We start from the raw sequence: 16,596 nt of genomic DNA on the forward strand, positions 1-16,596 counted from the left end.
CATGGCCATCTCCATGCCGGAACCCACGACCATCGCCCCCGAGGCCGAGGGCTCCCCTGTCGCGCTGGTGCGCCACACCTGGATTCAGGTGCAGCGGCTGCTGTTGCGCTGGCTGCGCGATCCGGTGACGCTGTTGGAAACGCTCATCATCCCGTGCCTGCTGCTGCTCATGCTCGACATCGTGGTGGGCAGCCAGATCGAGAAGTTCACCGGCAGCAGTGCCCTCTATGGCTCGGTGCCGATGGTCGCGCTGGTCGGTGCGCTGTCGGGCACCATCGCCAGCGGCGTCATGCTCGGGCGGGAACGCAATGCCGGGCTGCTCGCCCGCTTCTGGGTGCTGCCCGTGCACCGCGCCTCCGGCCTGGCCGCCCGCATCATCGCCGAGGGCTGCCGCATCTTCGGCGGCACCGTGGTGATCATCGGCTTCGGGATGGCGCTGGGCTTCCGGTTCCATGAGGGGCCGTTGGCGACGCTGGCGTTCTTCGCGCTGCCGGTGCTGTTCGGGCTGGCCTTCGCCACACTGGTCATCGCCATCGCCGTCTTCACCGCCAAGGCCACGCTGGTGGAGAGCATCACCATCATCACCTCGCTGCTCATGTTCTTCAGCACCGGCTTCGTCCCGCTGCCCGCCTATCCGGAGTGGATCCAACCGGTGGTGCGCAACCAGCCCATGTCGGTCGCCGTCGACACCATGCGCGCCCTCGCCGAGGGCGGGGCGCTCGCCCGGCCGCTCACCCTCACCCTGATCTGGTCGATGAGCGCGATCGCGCTGTTCGCGGTGCCCGCCGCCATCGGCTACCGGCGGGCCAGCCGCCGCTGACCCGCGAACGCCGCCTCGCCCATTCAGTCCCCTTGCGCGAATTACTTCCGCCGACGCGCGTCGAGATCACTCGGTCGCCGGTCGGGCGCACTATGCTGACCGCCGTGCTCGATCCCCAGACCCCCGTCGCGCCCCATCCGGATATCGCCCATCTCGCCCCGCTGCTGGGCACCTGGCGCGGCGGCGGACACGGCGAGTACCCGACCATCGACTCGTTCGATTATCTGGAGGAAGTGCACTTCGGCCATGTCGGCCGCCCGTTCCTCACCTATCGGCAGCGCACCCGCGCCGCCGACGGCAGCCGGCCCCTGCACGCCGAAACCGGCTACCTGCGGCCCAATGGCCCCGATCGCATCGAACTCATCCTGGCCCACCCGACCGGAATCACCGAGATCTGCGAGGGCAGCCTGGTCGCCGACGGCGACGGCCTGCGCATGGAACTGGACTCGACCAGCATCGGACGCAGCAGCACCGCCAAATCGGTGACGGCGCTCGGCCGCTCGCTGGCGCTGTCGGGCGACACCCTGGACTACACGCTGCGCATGGCGGCGGTCGGACAGCCGCTGCAACACCATCTCGCCGCGACGCTGCGTCGCGACAACTGAGACGCGTCACCGGAGACGCGAGTCGAGCGATCCTCGCGGTTCGGACAAAATTTTCCGAACCTACTTTTAGGTATGTGACCTGCGTCACCACATCTGGACGGGTGTGCGGGAGCGCACTCATGGGTTGTGCCGTCAATGAGAGCGATCTAACGTTTTGTTTCGGCGGCAAACAGTCAGCCAATCCTAAAGCAGTACCGGTTTACCGAAACGGACCGTTCGGGTCTCCTCACTCGCCCCACATCCAGGGAGTAGGACATGCAACGTTCGGCTTTTCTGCTCATCACCACGGTGGGGATCATCCTCGCCGGAACCGGAGCCAGCGAGCTACTCGGTGACGAATCCAGTCCCGCGCCCGCGGTGCGCAACCTGTCCCAGCAACAGCCCGTCGTACTCGAGGCCGACGGGGGCGTGGTGCGACCCGCCGCCTGCGTGAAGCTCGCCTCGGGCCGATATTCCATTCAGACGCAGTCCACCCGCTGATCGCTCCCGGGTCAATAACCCGGTGGCAGCGCTGTCAGCATCTCCCTGGTTACCGCTACGGCATTGTCCGAGCTGCCCGCTTTGACGAGCAGCGTCGCCCAGGCCATATCCCCGCGGTAACCGATGAACCACGAATGTGAGCCGCCCTCCACCTCGGCCTCACCCGTCTTCCCGTACACCTCACCCTGATCGGCGATGCGTTCCGCGGTACCGCCCGTCACCACCTGGCGCATCATCCGCCGCAATCCCGCCACCACTTCCGGATCGATGGGTGGCCGCTGCCCGTCGACGGTGGTCTTGTTCCCGGAGATCAGATACGGCACCGGGGCCGAACCGTGCGCGATGGTGGCGGCGGCGAGGGCCATGCCGAACGGGCTCACCACCACCTTGCCCTGGCCGATGCCGTCCTCCGCGCGCTGCACCATGTCCTGCGACTCCGGCACCTGACCGGAGATCGTCGGCAGGCCGACCACCGTGTAGTCCGGTCCGATACCCAGCTGTGCCGCCGCCGACCGCAGCGCGTCGGCGGGCAGGCGGCTGGCCAGCTTGGCGAAGGAGGTGTTGCAGGAGCGCTCGTAGGCGGTGGCCATGGGCACATCGCCGACGGTGAAGAGGTTGTAGTTCGGAATGGTGCGCTCGCCGATGATGATTCGGCTCGGACAGGGCAGCACGGTATCGGGCGTCGCCAGCCCGGTGTTCATGGCCGCGGCGGCGGTGACCGTCTTGAAGGTCGAACCGGGCGGATAGAAACCGGAGGTGGCCACCGGACCGTCCCGATCGGCCTCCCGGTTCTGCGCCACCGCGAGAATCGCACCGGTGGACGGCTGCAACACCACCATCATGGCCTGCTCCCGGCGCGCGTCCACGGCACGCTGCGCGGCGAGCTGCACGAAACGGTCCAGACTCAGTGAGAAGGACGGCGCGGGCTGCGGACGCACCTCGGTGAGCAGGCCGGTGTCCACGCCATTGCGATTGCGGGTGACCACACTCCAACCCGCCCGGCCGTCCACATCGTCGATAATGCTCTTGCGCACCTGAGAGAGCAGGTCGGGGGCGAAATCGCGATCGGTGGCGACCATATCCCACTGCCGGGACATCGTGACCCCGGGCAGACCGAGCAGATTCGCGCCCACCAGGTTGTACTCCCATTCGGTGAGCACCTCGACCGGATACACCCCGCCGTCGGCCTTGCGCGCCGCCTTCAGAATCCCGTCGCCGGTGAGTTTGGGCAGGATCGGATTCAGCGCGGCGGCAATGGCATCGGCGACGTAGGCGGGATCGCGGGCCTGCGCCGGGGTGAAGACGATGCGGTGCACGGTCCCGGGGATCAGCACGTCGCTGCCGGAGCGTTCGTTCACGCGGGCCTGCGGGGCGGGGATGGAGCGCAATTCCAGGGTCTGGGTATCGCCCAGGCGCGGATGGATATTCGACGAGGTCCAGCGCACCGTCCAGCGGCCCTCGCTGCGGCCCAGCTGCAACTGGCCGTCGTAGGTCCAGGTGCGGTCGCGGGGCAGCCGCCACGCGTAGGTGTAGTCGACGGTGGCGGTGTCACCGGAGACGCGGGTGTCGCCGGTGGTCACCTCGAGCCCCTCGGCCTGTAGCTTCTCCCAGGCGGAAGCCAATGCCGGGCCGGCCTTTTCGGGCAGGTTGGTGAGTTCGGCGGCGGCGGTCACATCCTGGTGGGCGAAGGCGTCGAAGAACGCCTCGGCGGTGGTCACCGGACGCTGTCGGGCGGTGGAGCATCCGACCGCGGCGAGCGTCACCGCCGCGGCGACGAGCAGGGTGAGCAGTCGCGTCGACATCGGCACCGAGGGTAGAGGTAACCACTCGCAAACCGGCGGTGACACACTGCACCCGAACGGATTTCGCCGGAGACGTCACACCGCGGCGCGCGGTCAGTCCAGCAGCACTGTCGCGAATGTAGCGATTTGTCGGAATCCGACGGTGGCGTAGGCACGCCGGGCGACCTCGTTGTAGCAGTTCACGTACAGGCTCGCGGTCCGCCCCGAGGCCACCACCGCATTGGCCACCGCCGCCGTCCCCGCGGTGCCGACGCCCGCGCCCCGCCGCTCCGGATGCACCCAGACACCCTGGATCTGGCCGGTGCGCCGGGACAGCGAACCCACCTCGGCCTTGTAGACCACCTCACCGTCCTCGAAACGCGCCCACGCCCGTCCGGATTCGATGAGACCGGCGACGCGGCGGCGATAGCTGCGGCCGCCGTCCCCCGCGCGCGGATCGACCCCGATCTCCTCGGTGAACATGGCGATGGCGGCCACCAGGTAGCGGTCCAGCTCCTCGGGTCGCACCCGCCGCACCCGTAGATCCGGCGCGGCGCTCGCGGTGCGATCCAGGGCCAGCAGCGGCTGTTCGGCGCGCAGCTCCCGCGCCGGACCCCAGCGCTGCGCCAGCAACTCCCACAGCGGCAGCGCCAGCTCCCGGCGACCCACGATGGACGAACAGATGCGGGGGCCGCGGACCGCACGGTCGGCGAAGGCCCGCAGATCATCGGGGGCGCCGCGCAGCGGCACCAGATTCGCCCCGGAGAAGCACAGCGAATTCCCCGGTCCGCCGCGGCTCCACAGCTCCCCGTAGCCGCCCCGGGTATCCAGGCCGTATTCCTGGAGCCGGGCAGCCACCATGCAGCTCGCCACCGGATCGGTGTCGAGCACGCGCAATACCTGCGTCAGATCGCGGTTTGCGAGTTGACGGACACCGGAGACCTTGGTCCGGCGAGTCGGCTCCAGCACACTCCGCACGTTCACAGCCTGCCACGAGTTGTGAAAATGCGCCCCACGTATGCCGAAAGCCTCAGCGTCTGCCCAGGTCCGCTCAGCTGACGCTGACCACCGGCTCGCCCGCACCGGCGGCATCGCCCATCTGTTCGGCCAACCGCATGGCCTCCTCGATGAGCGTTTCGACGATGAGGTGTTCGGGCACCGTCTTGATGACCTCGCCCTTGACGAAGATCTGCCCCTTGCCGTTGCCGGAGGCCACACCCAGGTCGGCCTCGCGGGCCTCACCCGGGCCGTTGACGACGCAGCCCATGACGGCGACGCGCAGCGGCACCTCCATCCCCTCGAGCCCGGCGGTGACCTCGTTGGCCAGGGTGTAGACGTCCACCTGCGCGCGACCGCAGGACGGACAGGACACGATCTCGAGCTTGCGGGGGCGCAGGTTCAGCGATTGCAGGATCTGGTTGCCGACCTTCACCTCCTCCACCGGCGGGGCGGACAGGGAGACGCGGATGGTGTCCCCGATGCCCTGGGATAGCAGTGCGCCGAAGGCGGTGGCGGACTTGATGGTGCCCTGGAAGGCGGGACCGGCCTCGGTCACGCCCAGATGCAGCGGATAGTCGCACTGCGCGGCCAGCTGGCGGTATGCCTCCACCATGATCACCGGGTCGTTGTGCTTGACCGAGATCTTGATGTCGCCGAAGCCGTGTTCCTCGAACAGGCTCGCCTCCCACAGCGCCGACTCCACCAGCGCTTCCGGGGTGGCCTTGCCGTACTTGGCCATCATGCGCTTGTCGAGCGAGCCCGCGTTCACGCCGATGCGGATGGGGATGCCGGCGGCTCCGGCCGCCGCCGCGACCTCCTTGACGCGGCCGTCGAACTCCTTGATGTTGCCGGGGTTCACCCGCACCGCGGCACAGCCCGCGTCGATGGCGGCGAAAATGTACTTCGGCTGGAAGTGGATATCGGCGATAACCGGAATGGGGGACTTCTTCGCGATGGCGGCGAGGGCGTCGGCGTCCTCCTGCCGCGGGCATGCCACGCGCACGATATCGCAGCCGGACGCGGTCAGCTCCGCGATCTGCTGCAGGGTGGCATTGACGTCATGGGTCCGTGTGGTGGTCATGGACTGCACCGAGACGGGGAATTCGCTACCCACCCCCACTTTGCCCACCATCAGCTGGCGGGTCTTGCGCCGGGGCGCGAGGGTCGCCGCCGGTGCGGACGGCATCCCCAATGCGATGGCACTGCTCACGATCGGCTGCCTACTTTCGTGTTGCGATCTTGTCCTCACCCGTTCCGGTTCCGAGTCTAACGACGTCGGGTTACCGGCCGCCCTGTGACAGCGGCGACAAGCGTAGCCTGCGCCGACGCCTGCCCTGGAAGCGGTGTTGCCCTGCGGTCACTTGCAGCCGCATACAGTAAGTATTCGATTCTCGAGGGCGAAAGGTAACCCGGCGGAAGTGAAAGTGCAGATTCCTGATTCGTGGCCGGTCACCCCGGATGAGGCCATCGCCCTCCAAGACCGTCTCCGGCCGCTGGTGATCACGGAAAACCCTGCGCCACCGCACTTCCGGACGATCGCCGGACTCGACTCCGCCTACGACGACGACGGCAATGTGGTGGCCGTCGCGGTGGTCCTGGACGCCGCCACGCTGGAGACCGTCGACACCGCCACCGCCGTCGGGACCACCGATTTCCCCTATGTCCCGGGCCTGTTGGCCTTCCGCGAACTCCCCACCACCCTCGCCGCCCTCGAAAAGCTCTCCACCACACCGGATCTGATCGTCTGCGATAGCCAGGGCCTAGCCCACCCCCGCCGCTTCGGCCTGGCCTGCCACCTGGGCCTGCTGGCGGACCTGCCCACCATCGGGGTGGCCAAGAACGCCTGGGGCGACTACGCCGAACCCGCCCCCGAACGCGGCGGCACCGGCGAGATCACCATCGACGGCGAACCGGTCGGCCGCGCCCTGCGCACCCGCACCGGCGTCAAACCGGTCTTCGTCTCGGTCGGTCACCGCATCGACCTGGACACCGCCTGCGCCCAGGTGCTGGCGCTCACCCCCGAGTTCCGGCAACCCGAGACCACCCGCCGCGCCGACCGCCTCTGCCGCCGCCTGCTGCGCGAACTCTCGGCCCCCGAAACAGCGTGAGCGCCCCCGCCCGGCCTACCGCGGCTTCAGCAGGTGCTCGAGATAGCGCTCCGGAGCGGCGAGAAAGTCCCTGGTCATGCGTACCGGCAGCGCGTCGTCGTAGCCGACGGTCTCGATGCCGTCGGCCTCGTCCAATTCGTAGATGGTGGCGCCCGGCAGCGCCAGCAGAATCGGCGAATGGGTCGCCACCACGATCTGACACCGCTGCGCGACCAGGTCCGACAGCAGCGCCAGCACGGCCAGGCAGCCTCGCGGCGACAGCGCCGCCTCCGGTTCGTCCAGCAGATAGAGCCCGTCGGGGTGGAATCGGTGGGTGATGAGATCGACGAACGATTCGCCGTGCGAGCGCTCGTGCGGTGATCTGCCGCCCATGACCGCGAGCTGCTCCGGCCCCAGCCGTTCGGTTTCGGTGGCCACGTTGTAGTACGACTCGGCGCGCAGGAAGAACCTGCTGCGCGGTTTCCGGGTGCCCCACCGCAGCACCAGGTGGTCACCGAGTTCCGACTCCGACGCGCGTGTGGCGAACCGGTAGTTCTGGCTGCCGCCCTCCGCGTTCATCCCGGCCGCGACCGCGATGGCCTCGATCAGCGTCGACTTGCCGCTGCCGTTCTCACCGACGAGAAAGGTCACCGTCGGTGACAGCGCCAGCGCGCCGACCCGATCGAGATGCCGCACCACCGGCAGATCGAAGGGGTACCCCGACGGCCGCGGCGTCGGAGCCGATACCACCTCGCGGATGAAACCGCCCGCTCCGAATCCGCTGCGCACACCCGATGGTAACCAGCCCGACCCGTCGGCTTCCGCTACGGGAACAGCGTGATCGGATTGACGATGTCGGCGGCCAGCGTGAGCAGCATGTACGCGCCGCCGAGTACCACCACCACATAGGTGGCGGGCATGAGCTTCAGGTAGTCGACCGGTGCGCCGTCGGGGAGGCCGCGGCGATTGCGGAAGAGGTTGCGGATCTTCTCGTAGACGACCACCGCCATGTGGCCGCCGTCGAGCGGCAGCAGCGGCAGCAGGTTGAAGACGCCGAGGAAGAAGTTCAGGCTGGCCAGCACCAGGATGAACATGCCCCAGTAGCCACGTTCGGCGGTCTCACCGCCGATGCGGCTGGCGCCGTAGACGCTGACCGGCGTCTCCGGATCGCGCTCGCCGCCGCTGACGGCGTCCACCAGGGCGCCGACCTTGGCGGGCAGTTTGGCCAGCGATTCCACGGTTTTCACACCGAGTTCGCCGGTGAAGGCCGCGGCGGCGGGGAAAGCGCCGGGCAGGCTGTACTCGACCGGCGGGCCCGCGGTGGCCTGGCCGACGCCGACCTTCGAGACGATCTCGGACTTGCCGTCCTTGTCGTAGACCGTCACCCGCTCCGGGGTGATGGGAATGGTGAGGGTCCGACCGTCCCGCTCGACCGTGTAGGTGAACTCACCGGTCTGCTTCTCGGTCAGGGCGCGGAAGTCGTTCCAGGTGTCGACGGGGGTGCCGTCGACCGCGGTGACCAGATCCCCGGGCTGCAATCCGGCGCGCTGGGCGGGGCCGTCGCCGCTGCACTCCTGACGGGTGCCGTCGGGCGCGTAGCTCGCCACGCAGCCCATCGCGCCCAGCTGGGTCTCCGGCGGCTGCGTCAGATGCGGCAGGCCCCAGCCCACGGCCAGCACCACGATGAGGAGGTAGCCGAGCAGGAAGTTCATCATGATGCCGCCGGACATGACGAACAGGCGCTTCCAGGTGGCCTGCCGGTACATGGCCCGGTCCAGGTCCTCGGGCTCCAGCTCGTCGAGGGCGGTCATGCCCGCGATATCACAGAAGCCGCCCAGGGGCAGCGCCTTCAGGCCGTACTCGGTCTCGCCGCGGCGGAAGGAGAACACCTTGGGGCCGAAGCCGATGAAGTAGCGCCGCACCTTCATCCCGGTGGCCTGCGCCGCCCACATGTGGCCGCATTCGTGCAGGGCAACCGAGAAGGTGATACCGAGCGCGAACAGTGCGAAGCCGATCGCGAACACCATGCGGTCTCGAATCCTCCTAGCTAGTTGCGCACGAAGGCGCGGGCACAGTCACGCGCCCACGTATCCGCCGCGAGCACCTCGTCCAAGGTACTGGGTTCCGCGGACCAGCGGTCGGCGGACTCGACGACCCGCGCCACCGTGCGCACGATGTCGGGGAATCGGATCACGCCGTCGAGGAACGCCTCGACCGCGATCTCGTTGGCTGCGTTGTAGACCGCGGTCACGCAGCCGCCCGCCTTACCCGCCCGGCGGGCGAGTTCGACCGCCGGGAACACCGTATTGTCCACGGGCTCGAAGGTCCAGGTCGCCGCCTGGGAGAAGTCGCAGGCCGTCGCCGCGCCCGGCACCCGGTCAGGCCAGCCCAGCGCCAGCGCGATGGGTAGCCGCATATCCGGCGGGCTGGCCTGGGCCAGGGTGGAGCCGTCGGTGAAGGTGACCATGGAGTGCACGATGGACTGCGGGTGCACGGTCACGTCGATGCGGTCGTAGTCGATGCCGAACAGCAGATGCGTCTCGATGAGTTCCAGGCCCTTGTTCACCAGGCTCGCCGAATTCAGGGTGTTCATCAGCCCCATGGACCAGGTCGGATGCGCCTTGGCCGCGGCGGGATCGACCGATTCCAGCATCTCGGTGGTCCAGCCGCGGAAGGGACCGCCCGAGGCGGTGAGCACCAGCCGCTCCACCTCCTCGGCCCGGCCGCCGCGCAGGCACTGGGCCAGGGCGGAATGCTCCGAGTCGACCGGCACGATCTGTCCGGGCGCGGCCGCGCGGGTGACCAGCGAGCCGCCCGCCACCAGGGATTCCTTATTGGCCAGGGCCAGCCGTCGACCCGATTCGAGGGTGGCGAGGGTCGGCTCCAGTCCGAGCGAGCCGACCAGCGCGTTGAGCACCACATCGGCGTCGGTGTCGCGCACCAGCTGCGCCGCCGCGTGCGGACCGGCCAGCGGCACACCGAGTTTCGCGGCCGCGGCGGGATCGGCGACCGCCACGTTGCCGGTACCGGTGGCGGCGATCTGGCTGGCCAGCAGTTCGGTGTTGCCGCCGCGCGCGGCCAGGCCCACCACTTCGAATCGATCCGGATTGGCGGCGATCACCTCGAGCGCCTGTGTGCCAATGGAACCGGTGCTGCCCAGCAGCAGGACTTTCACAACGTCGGACACGCGTTCATTGTCTCCCGAATCGAATCCGGCCGATCCCCCGGCCGCGTCACCGCCACCCTGCTGGCTACGACGCATGGTCGTATGCCACCATATTGGCCAGCAATCAATCGAGCCATCAAGGAGCGAAAGTGGCCGCCACGGAACTGGAACCCACCCACAGCGCCGGTGTCGTCACCAAGGTCGATCCGGCCGAGGTTCCTTCCGCCGCCTGGGGTTGGAGCGGCGAGTCGAAGCGCACCTTCCGCATCGCGGGCTGGGTTGTCGTCGTCATTCTGCTCGGCATGCTGTTCGAGGGCCCGCAGGGCGCCTCGTCGGGTTCGGGCAATGTCGGTTACCTGTTCACCATCGGCTTCGCCGCGCTGCTCGCGTTCGTGCTGATTCGCGACTCGATCATTTCCCGCAAGCCGCGGTAATCCGCCACGCACCACGGTGAATCGGGCCGGGTCGCCATGCGCGACCCGGCCCGATTCTCGGTATTGCCCGGAAGAACTACTGGTTCTCGGGGGCGTTGATGCGGTTGTGGAAACCGATGCCCACGATGATGGCGGCGGGCACACCGGTCAGCACCAGCCCGGCGGCAGCGCCCAGCGGTATGCCAATGGCCGCACCCGCGAGGCACCCGGCGATACCGGTCGCGCCGCCCAGGTCCAGCACCGGGATGCCCAGCACCAGGCCGCCGATGCCGCCGATGGCGCAGCCCGCGCCGCCGCCGACGATGGTGCCCACCAGGGTGCCGATCGAGGTGATGATGCCGAACTGGGTGGCGGCGGCGGAGACGGCGTCGTCGAACGCCTCCTGCTTGACGACCGGCTTGACCATGCCCACCGGGCGGGCGTCGGCGGCGTCCTTGCTCGGGGTCAGGGTGGCGCGCAGGCCGTCGACCGCGGCGTCGATCGGGTACTGCAGATCGTTGAGCGTGTAGCTCAGCGGGAACGCGGTGACGATGTTGCCCGCGTTGTCGCGCACCGCGAACTGGCCGTTGTCGGTGGTCAGGGACCCGGCGGAGGTCTCCAGCACGATGGAGTCACCCTCCAGGTGGGTGCTCCAGTTGATGGCGGGCAGCACCGAATTCACGCCCTGGTTGATGCCGTCCAGCAGGGAGGGGATGACACCCGGGGCGGGCGCGGGGGCCGGAGCCGGAGCCGGCTGCGCGTAGGAGGTACCGGTGGCGATGCCGAGTGCCGCGATGACCAGGGCCGAGGTTGCGGCGACCTTCGTGAACTTCATATGTGTGCGTCGCTTTCGAAACAGCGTTTCGCGCATCCAACTTCTGGAGCGCGGGTCCTCGGTGAGCACCCGTGGTCAAGTGTCCAGCAGATTGTTGCTGAAAAGTAACTTAGAAAGTGCTGAATGTTAGGAAAGCGTCAACAGAACCAGACCTCAGGTATGAAAAGTCCCGCAGTGGGCCAACTTTCGGCATTCAAGGGAAGTGGCATGATCTACGTCACAGAACCCTCAGAATCGGACAAAAGCGGTATAGCTCACAGGCTATAAGCGCAGCTAGCGGCCCCTGCGCCGACCGTTACGCCCACCCGCGGCACGCCCCCGTCTGGCTCCCGCGCGCTGCCCGGCAGCCGGGTGGCCACTCCCCTGCTTCTGCGGCTTCTGTGTCGATCGCTTCGACTGCTCCCCGGTTGCCTCACGTCCGGACGGCGACCGGGAGCTGCGCTCGGTCCGGCCGCGCACGATGCCGACGAACTCCTCGGTGGTATCCGAGGTCGCCTCGATCGGCCAGGCCAGCGCGATCTGGGTGTCGGGCGCGTCGGTGACCGTCCGGAACACCACATCCCGGCGGTGATGCAGACGGGCGATGGAATGCGGCACGATGGCGACCCCGACATTGGCGGCCACCAGTTCGATGGCACCGGCGGCGGCATCCAGGTCGGCGGTGTCCTGCACGCGCTCGTCGGCCAGGTCGGCGGTGCTCACCTCGTCGTAGACCGAGATGGGGTGGTCCTTGGGCACCACCACGACCGGCACCTCGCGGTAGAGCGGGATGGCGTGCATACCCTCCCGGTCGATGGGCAGGCGCACGAAGCACATGTCGACGCGTCCGGACCGCAGCGCCTCGTCCTGCTCCCCCTGGGCGACGACGACCAGTTCCAAGCGCTGTCCGGGAAACCGCTCACCCCACTTGCGCTCCCATTTGGTGGGCGTGACACCGGGAACGAACCCGACCCGCAGCGCAGGGGCGTCGGCGGACGCGTCGTCGTTGGTCATTCCCGAAAGCGTACTGAACCGCCGGATCGGCCCCGCCGACCCGCCCGATAGGCTTGGCCGGTGAGCCCGGACCAGAATTCGCAACTGATGAAGCCGCTGACGGCGGCCGACAAACTCGGCGTCTACCTCCCCGCCACGCCGGAGGAGTTCCGCGGCACTCCGATCTCCCGCGCCCAACTCGACGAACTGCGCGAGAACCCGCCGCAGTGGCTGACCGACCTGCGCGCCAACGGCCCGTTCCCCCGCGACATCACCGCCCGCAAACTCGGCATCACCAACAGCGGCCTGAGCCGCGCAGAGGTCGCCGACGCGCTGACCGCCGCCGAGATCGCGGAACTGCTGGCGGATCCGCCGGATTGGCTGGTGCGCGAACGCGCGAACGCCGAGCAGGTGCGCGCCGAGGCGCAGCGGGTGAAGGCCCAGCGCGAGGAGCGCCGAACCACCGGCAACCGACCCCGGCGCGACCGCGGAACAGGCTGGTAGAACGCCCGTTCCCGGTGCGGCCGATCAGGCTCCCGGCGGACCGGAGTACGGGCTACCCGCAGTGGGCGGGGTACCGGATTCGGCGTACGGTGCCCCCGGTTGTCCGGGATACGGCGCTCCCGGCTGCCCCGGATGCAGCGCTCCCGGCTGCCCCGGATGCAGCGCTCCCGGCTGGCCCGGGTACGGCGCTCCCGATGGGCCGGGATACGGATTCGCCGGTTGCCCGGGGTACGGCTCTCCCGGCTGTCCGGGATACGGCATCCCCGCTGGACCGGCGTACGGTGCGTATCCGGCGGGGGCCGGGCGGAAGTACGCCGTGGACTGCTTGTTCCACAGCAGGATCACCGCGGCGAGGCCGACGCACCACAGCACGACGCTGAACATGGTGGACACCACCGTGGTGCGCGCCTCCGGCATGAAGATGCCGATCAGGGCGAACAACATGGACGCCGTGTAGAGGCCGAAGAGGACCGTGGCCGTGACGCGGGCCCAGTTCTTCCCGGCCCGGTTGGCGAAGGCCATCCACACCCACAGCCCCACCGAGATCAGCGAGAACACCACGCCGACCCCGAACGAGACGGCAACCAGCGTGTCCAGCTCACTCTGGGTGAACACGCCCTCCGTGGTTTCGGCCATCTCCTCGCGCAGCGACGGCAGTTGCAGAAAGCCGATCAGCGTACTGAGAACGGTCAGCACCGCCCCGGCCAGCATGAGGTAGTAGGCGTTCTGCACCGGACGCGGCGGCCCCGGCGACGTGACCGCGGCGTCCGGATACGGCTGGTACGCGGCCGGATACGGCGATGGCGTGCCGGGGTATTCCGCGTATCCGGCCGAGGAGGACGGCGGCGCGGCGGAGTAGGACGGCGGCATCGCCAGGTGTTGGGTGGGGGCGTCGCCGGGCGGGTACGCGCCGCCGGGCGGCGTGGACATGTACTGCGTGGGCGGGTCGACGGGCAACCGGTTCCCATCGGCCTGCGGACTCGCACTCGCCCACGGGTTCGCGGCCGCGTCCGGGCCCGCAGCGGCGGGCGGCGGTGCCGTGGACACCTGCTGTGTCGGCGCATCGACGGACTGCGGGTTCGATTCGGCCTGCGGCGGCGCGGCGGAGTCTGGCTGCGGTGCGGCGTGATCGTCCGCGGCCGCCGCCGAGTTCCACGGCTGCTCCGGATACGGCGGGCGTAGGTCCGGGTGCTGGTCAGGCTGCGATTGTTCGCTGGTCACGGGCTCTCCCCCTGCGGTCGGTGTCCGCCGCAGCATATCCCGGGTCGGATGGCGGAGCGGTCAGGCGTCGGGGCGGCGGGCCAGGTATTCGCGCAGTGTGAGCGGTGGTCGGCCGCCGATATCCGCGATGGCCTCGGTGACGCGGTAGAGCTGGTGACCGGATCCGATGGCGGCGAACATGCGCCACAGGTGGGAGAGGTGTTCGACGACGACCTCGTCCCGGTACAGGGCGGCGGCGGTGCGCTCCCACTCGCGCGGGTCGACGTCGACGTAGCGCACGCCGAAGGCCGCCGCCGCCTCACCCGCGGTCAGTACCTCTCCGGTGAGCCAGTACACCGGGTCCGCCTTGTCGGCACGCAGCAGCAGGCCGGTGCCCACCCGCGCGACGTCTTCGGCCGCGATCAGGGGCAGCACGGTATCGGGTGAGCCGAGCGGCAGCGCCAGGGCGCCGCTGTGCTCGACCACCACCCGCAGATTCTCGAAGAACACCGCCGCCCGCAGGTGCACGGCCCCGATCTCGGCGCGGTCGAGGACCTGTTCGGCGACCCAGTGCCTGCGCATGTGCGGGGTGCCCGCCTGCGGGTCCGAACCGAGCTGCGACACCGCGACCACGCGTTCGAGCTGTTCGCGATGCGCGGCCGCGGCGAAAGCGGCCGTGGCGTCGAGCATTCCGGCGGTGACCGGATAGGTGAAGTACGCGCGGCGCACCCCGTGCACGGCGGGCAGCACGGTGGTGATCTCGCGGAGATCGCCCACGGCGACCTCCGCGCCCAGCTCCCGGAGCCCGTCGGCGCGGGCGTCGTCGGTGCGCACGAAGGCGCGGACCGGCCGATCGGCACGACGCAGTGCCGCGACGACCCGGCGACCGGTGGAGCCCTGGGTGCCGCCGGCCGCGCCGGTGACGAGTATCGGTTCCATGCCGTCCTCCTCAGGATCCGGTCGGCAGGTCGACCGTGAACGCGTCCCGATCGGCCAGTGCGCCGAGGAATTCCGGCGCGTCGAAGGCTTCGCCCGGGCTGACGACGCCGCTCTTCACCGTGCCCCCGGCGACGCGGACCGCGGCCTCCACGGAGGCGAGCGCACCCGCCCGCCAGAGATCACGTCCCCGCAGCGTGCCGGATGCCGATCCCGATGCGCCGAGAACCTGTGCGGCAATGGTGAATTCGCTGTCGGCGCGGTCGGCGGAGTCGAGGTGTTCGCTGGCGAACGCCTGTTCCTCCTCGAAGGTGCGGGCGGTGAGCTGCGCCTCCACCGAACGCACGGCGGTGTGCCGGGGCACGGTGAACGCCTCCGGGAACGGGACCGGCGCGATGACGGCGCGCGGCCCGACGGGTGGCGGGAAGGCGAAGACCGCACTGCGCGGTTCCACGAATCCGATGCGCAATTCCCCGTTCTCGAAGCCGACGCGCTCGGTGTCGGCGAACAGCAGCCGTGCCGTATTCACCGCTCCCGTGGTCATCTTCCAGTTGGTCACCGCGTATGCCACGGTGATGCGGTCGATGTCGGCGACCCCGCGCGCCACCGCACCGGCGAGCAGGTCGCCGAGGCCGCCGTAGAAGCTGAGACTCGGGATCATGGTGATCCCGGCGCGCTGCGCGGTCTCGGCGAGGGTGTCGTACAGCTGCCGCACCGGGTGCACCTCGACGGAATGGTCGATGTAGTGGCAGCCCGCCTCGGCCGCGGCCCGCGCGACCGGCATGCCGGTGACGGCGAACGGGCCCGCGCAGTTGATGATCACATCGGCGGTATCGGCAAGTGCGCGTAGCGATTCGGCGTCGTCCACGGCGGCGGTGTGCGTTGTGACCGAGCCCGGCGTGCCGCTCGAATCCAGGGCGGCCAGTTTATCGGGATCGCGGCCGGACGCGATGACGTCCTTGCCGCGGGAGAGGAGTTCGGCGGTGACCAGTCGGCCGGTGTGGCCGGTGGCCCCGTAAATGGCGTAGATCGTCATGGTGATCAACTTCCATACTCTGGGTACGCATTTCGAGACTTACATACCCCGAGTACGCAAGTCAATGACCCACCGGCGGATACATTGAGTGCGTGAGCACGCGCCGCACCCAAGCCGAACGGTCGGACACCACCACCGGCAAACTCGTCGCAGCCGCCCGAAACCTGTTCGGGCACAATGGCTACGCCGCCACCTCCATTGCCGCCATCGCCACCGCGGCCGGTGTCACCAAGGGTGCGGCCTATCACCACTTCACCGATAAGCAGGCTCTCTTCCGCGCCGCGTTCATCGCCGAACAGGAATGGATGGCAGCCGAACTGGAGCAGGTCGCCGCCGCCGCTCCCGACTCCTGGACCGCCCTGCTGACCGGCTGCCGCACCTTCCTCGAACGCAGTCTGGAGCCACGCTTCCGCCGCATCGTGGTACTCGACGGCCCCGCCGTACTCGGCTGGGACACCGTGCGCGAGATCGAATCCGACCACACCCTGCGCGTACTCACCAGCGGACTGGCCCTGGCGACCGCCGAGGGCGAGCTATCCCCCGGCGACCTCCAGATCCGCCGCCATCTCGTCTTCGGCGCGCTCTGCGAGGGCGGAATGATGCTGGCGCGCACCGAGGACCCGACCGCGGCCCTGCCACTCGTCGTCGCCGAGGCGAGCCGACTGCTCGCGGGACTGCGACACGACTAGCAGCCGTGACCAACGGCGCGTCGGCGTAATTTCAAGCAGACCAGTATGTTTCGACTCGGCCGGCGATCCGACG

Annotated in this window: 18 protein-coding genes; 7 read left to right on the forward strand and 11 right to left on the reverse strand. The window is 69.1% G+C overall.

All coding sequences use genetic code 11. From position 1 onward, the window contains the following. Position 1 precedes the first annotated feature (1 nt). The 3 genes from FOH10_RS20985 (at position 2) to FOH10_RS20995 (ending at position 1,905) form a co-directional block, all read left to right on the forward strand. Positions 2-820: an ABC transporter permease gene (locus FOH10_RS20985; RefSeq protein WP_081872454.1), complete on the forward strand. Its 819-nt coding sequence runs from the start codon at positions 2-4 to the stop codon at positions 818-820. A gap of 92 nt (positions 821-912) precedes the next feature. Continuing rightward, a complete protein-coding gene (locus tag FOH10_RS20990; protein WP_051037548.1) occupies positions 913-1,425 on the forward strand; it encodes a peroxynitrite isomerase in 513 nt (170 codons plus the stop codon). Positions 1,426-1,680: 255 nt separating this feature from the next. Next, a complete protein-coding gene (locus FOH10_RS20995) occupies positions 1,681-1,905 on the forward strand; it encodes a hypothetical protein (RefSeq protein WP_143982027.1) in 225 nt (74 codons plus the stop codon). 11 nt (positions 1,906-1,916) lie between these two features. On the opposite strand, the gene FOH10_RS21000 is transcribed toward FOH10_RS20995, so the two are convergent. The 3 genes from FOH10_RS21000 to ispG all read right to left on the reverse strand — a co-directional run bounded on the left by FOH10_RS21000 (position 1,917) and on the right by ispG (position 5,871). Further along, positions 1,917-3,707: a penicillin-binding transpeptidase domain-containing protein gene (locus FOH10_RS21000; RefSeq protein WP_143982028.1), complete on the reverse strand. Its 1,791-nt coding sequence runs from the start codon at positions 3,705-3,707 to the stop codon at positions 1,917-1,919. A gap of 93 nt (positions 3,708-3,800) precedes the next feature. Further along, positions 3,801-4,664, reverse strand: a complete 864-nt coding sequence (locus FOH10_RS21005) for a GNAT family N-acetyltransferase (RefSeq protein ID WP_244961307.1) — start codon at positions 4,662-4,664, stop codon at positions 3,801-3,803. Positions 4,665-4,737: 73 nt separating this feature from the next. Continuing rightward, a complete protein-coding gene (gene ispG, locus FOH10_RS21010; protein WP_228808073.1) occupies positions 4,738-5,871 on the reverse strand; it encodes a flavodoxin-dependent (E)-4-hydroxy-3-methylbut-2-enyl-diphosphate synthase in 1,134 nt (377 codons plus the stop codon). A 238-nt stretch (positions 5,872-6,109) separates the two neighbouring features. On the opposite strand from ispG, the gene FOH10_RS21015 reads away from it, so the two are divergent. Then, entirely contained in the window at positions 6,110-6,793 is a 684-nt protein-coding gene (locus FOH10_RS21015; protein WP_244961308.1) for an endonuclease V, read from the forward strand. Positions 6,794-6,808: 15 nt separating this feature from the next. Here FOH10_RS21015 and FOH10_RS21020 read toward each other — a convergent pair whose 3' ends face one another. The 3 genes from FOH10_RS21020 to dxr are packed head-to-tail and all read right to left on the reverse strand — an operon-like array spanning position 6,809 to position 9,959. Beyond that, positions 6,809-7,561: an AAA family ATPase gene (locus tag FOH10_RS21020; RefSeq protein ID WP_186000543.1), complete on the reverse strand. Its 753-nt coding sequence runs from the start codon at positions 7,559-7,561 to the stop codon at positions 6,809-6,811. Between the two features lie 35 nt (positions 7,562-7,596). Further along, positions 7,597-8,799 (reverse strand): M50 family metallopeptidase, encoded by a 1,203-nt coding sequence (locus tag FOH10_RS21025; protein ID WP_143982030.1) that lies wholly within the window; start codon positions 8,797-8,799, stop codon positions 7,597-7,599. 20 nt (positions 8,800-8,819) lie between these two features. Further along, on the reverse strand, positions 8,820-9,959 hold the full coding sequence (dxr, locus tag FOH10_RS21030) for a 1-deoxy-D-xylulose-5-phosphate reductoisomerase (RefSeq protein ID WP_244961309.1): 1,140 nt from the start codon (positions 9,957-9,959) through the stop codon (positions 8,820-8,822). A gap of 128 nt (positions 9,960-10,087) precedes the next feature. Here dxr and FOH10_RS21035 point away from each other — a divergent pair, with 128 nt between their 5' ends. Then, on the forward strand, positions 10,088-10,372 hold the full coding sequence (locus FOH10_RS21035) for a DUF2631 domain-containing protein (protein WP_039816066.1): 285 nt from the start codon (positions 10,088-10,090) through the stop codon (positions 10,370-10,372). 76 nt (positions 10,373-10,448) lie between these two features. Here the strand turns inward: FOH10_RS21035 and FOH10_RS21040 are convergent, their stop codons facing one another. Continuing rightward, positions 10,449-11,186: a DUF8020 domain-containing protein gene (locus tag FOH10_RS21040; protein WP_143982032.1), complete on the reverse strand. Its 738-nt coding sequence runs from the start codon at positions 11,184-11,186 to the stop codon at positions 10,449-10,451. Between the two features lie 273 nt (positions 11,187-11,459). Next, positions 11,460-12,179, reverse strand: coding sequence for a LysR family substrate-binding domain-containing protein (locus FOH10_RS21045; RefSeq protein ID WP_143982033.1), 720 nt, complete (start codon positions 12,177-12,179; stop codon positions 11,460-11,462). A 60-nt stretch (positions 12,180-12,239) separates the two neighbouring features. Between FOH10_RS21045 and FOH10_RS21050 the strand changes: the two genes are divergently transcribed. Then, positions 12,240-12,662 (forward strand): DUF5997 family protein, encoded by a 423-nt coding sequence (locus FOH10_RS21050; protein WP_143982034.1) that lies wholly within the window; start codon positions 12,240-12,242, stop codon positions 12,660-12,662. A gap of 24 nt (positions 12,663-12,686) precedes the next feature. Here FOH10_RS21050 and FOH10_RS34900 read toward each other — a convergent pair whose 3' ends face one another. From FOH10_RS34900 to FOH10_RS21070, 3 genes are read right to left on the reverse strand one after another with little or no spacing between them, the layout of a single operon-like run. Beyond that, entirely contained in the window at positions 12,687-13,883 is a 1,197-nt protein-coding gene (locus tag FOH10_RS34900) for a hypothetical protein (protein ID WP_186000544.1), read from the reverse strand. Positions 13,884-13,943: 60 nt separating this feature from the next. After that, the gene (locus FOH10_RS21065) at positions 13,944-14,801 is read right to left on the reverse strand and encodes an NAD(P)H-binding protein (protein ID WP_143982037.1); all 858 of its coding nucleotides are present in this window, start codon (positions 14,799-14,801) and stop codon (positions 13,944-13,946) included. A 10-nt stretch (positions 14,802-14,811) separates the two neighbouring features. Then, positions 14,812-15,834, reverse strand: coding sequence for a saccharopine dehydrogenase NADP-binding domain-containing protein (locus FOH10_RS21070; protein ID WP_143984234.1), 1,023 nt, complete (start codon positions 15,832-15,834; stop codon positions 14,812-14,814). Between the two features lie 92 nt (positions 15,835-15,926). On the opposite strand from FOH10_RS21070, the gene FOH10_RS21075 reads away from it, so the two are divergent. Further along, entirely contained in the window at positions 15,927-16,523 is a 597-nt protein-coding gene (locus tag FOH10_RS21075) for a TetR/AcrR family transcriptional regulator (protein ID WP_186000545.1), read from the forward strand. The last annotated feature ends 73 nt before the right edge of the window (positions 16,524-16,596 follow it).

It is taken from the genome of Nocardia otitidiscaviarum (assembly GCF_007362295.1).
Taxonomy (GTDB): Bacteria; Actinomycetota; Actinomycetes; order Mycobacteriales; family Mycobacteriaceae; genus Nocardia; species Nocardia otitidiscaviarum.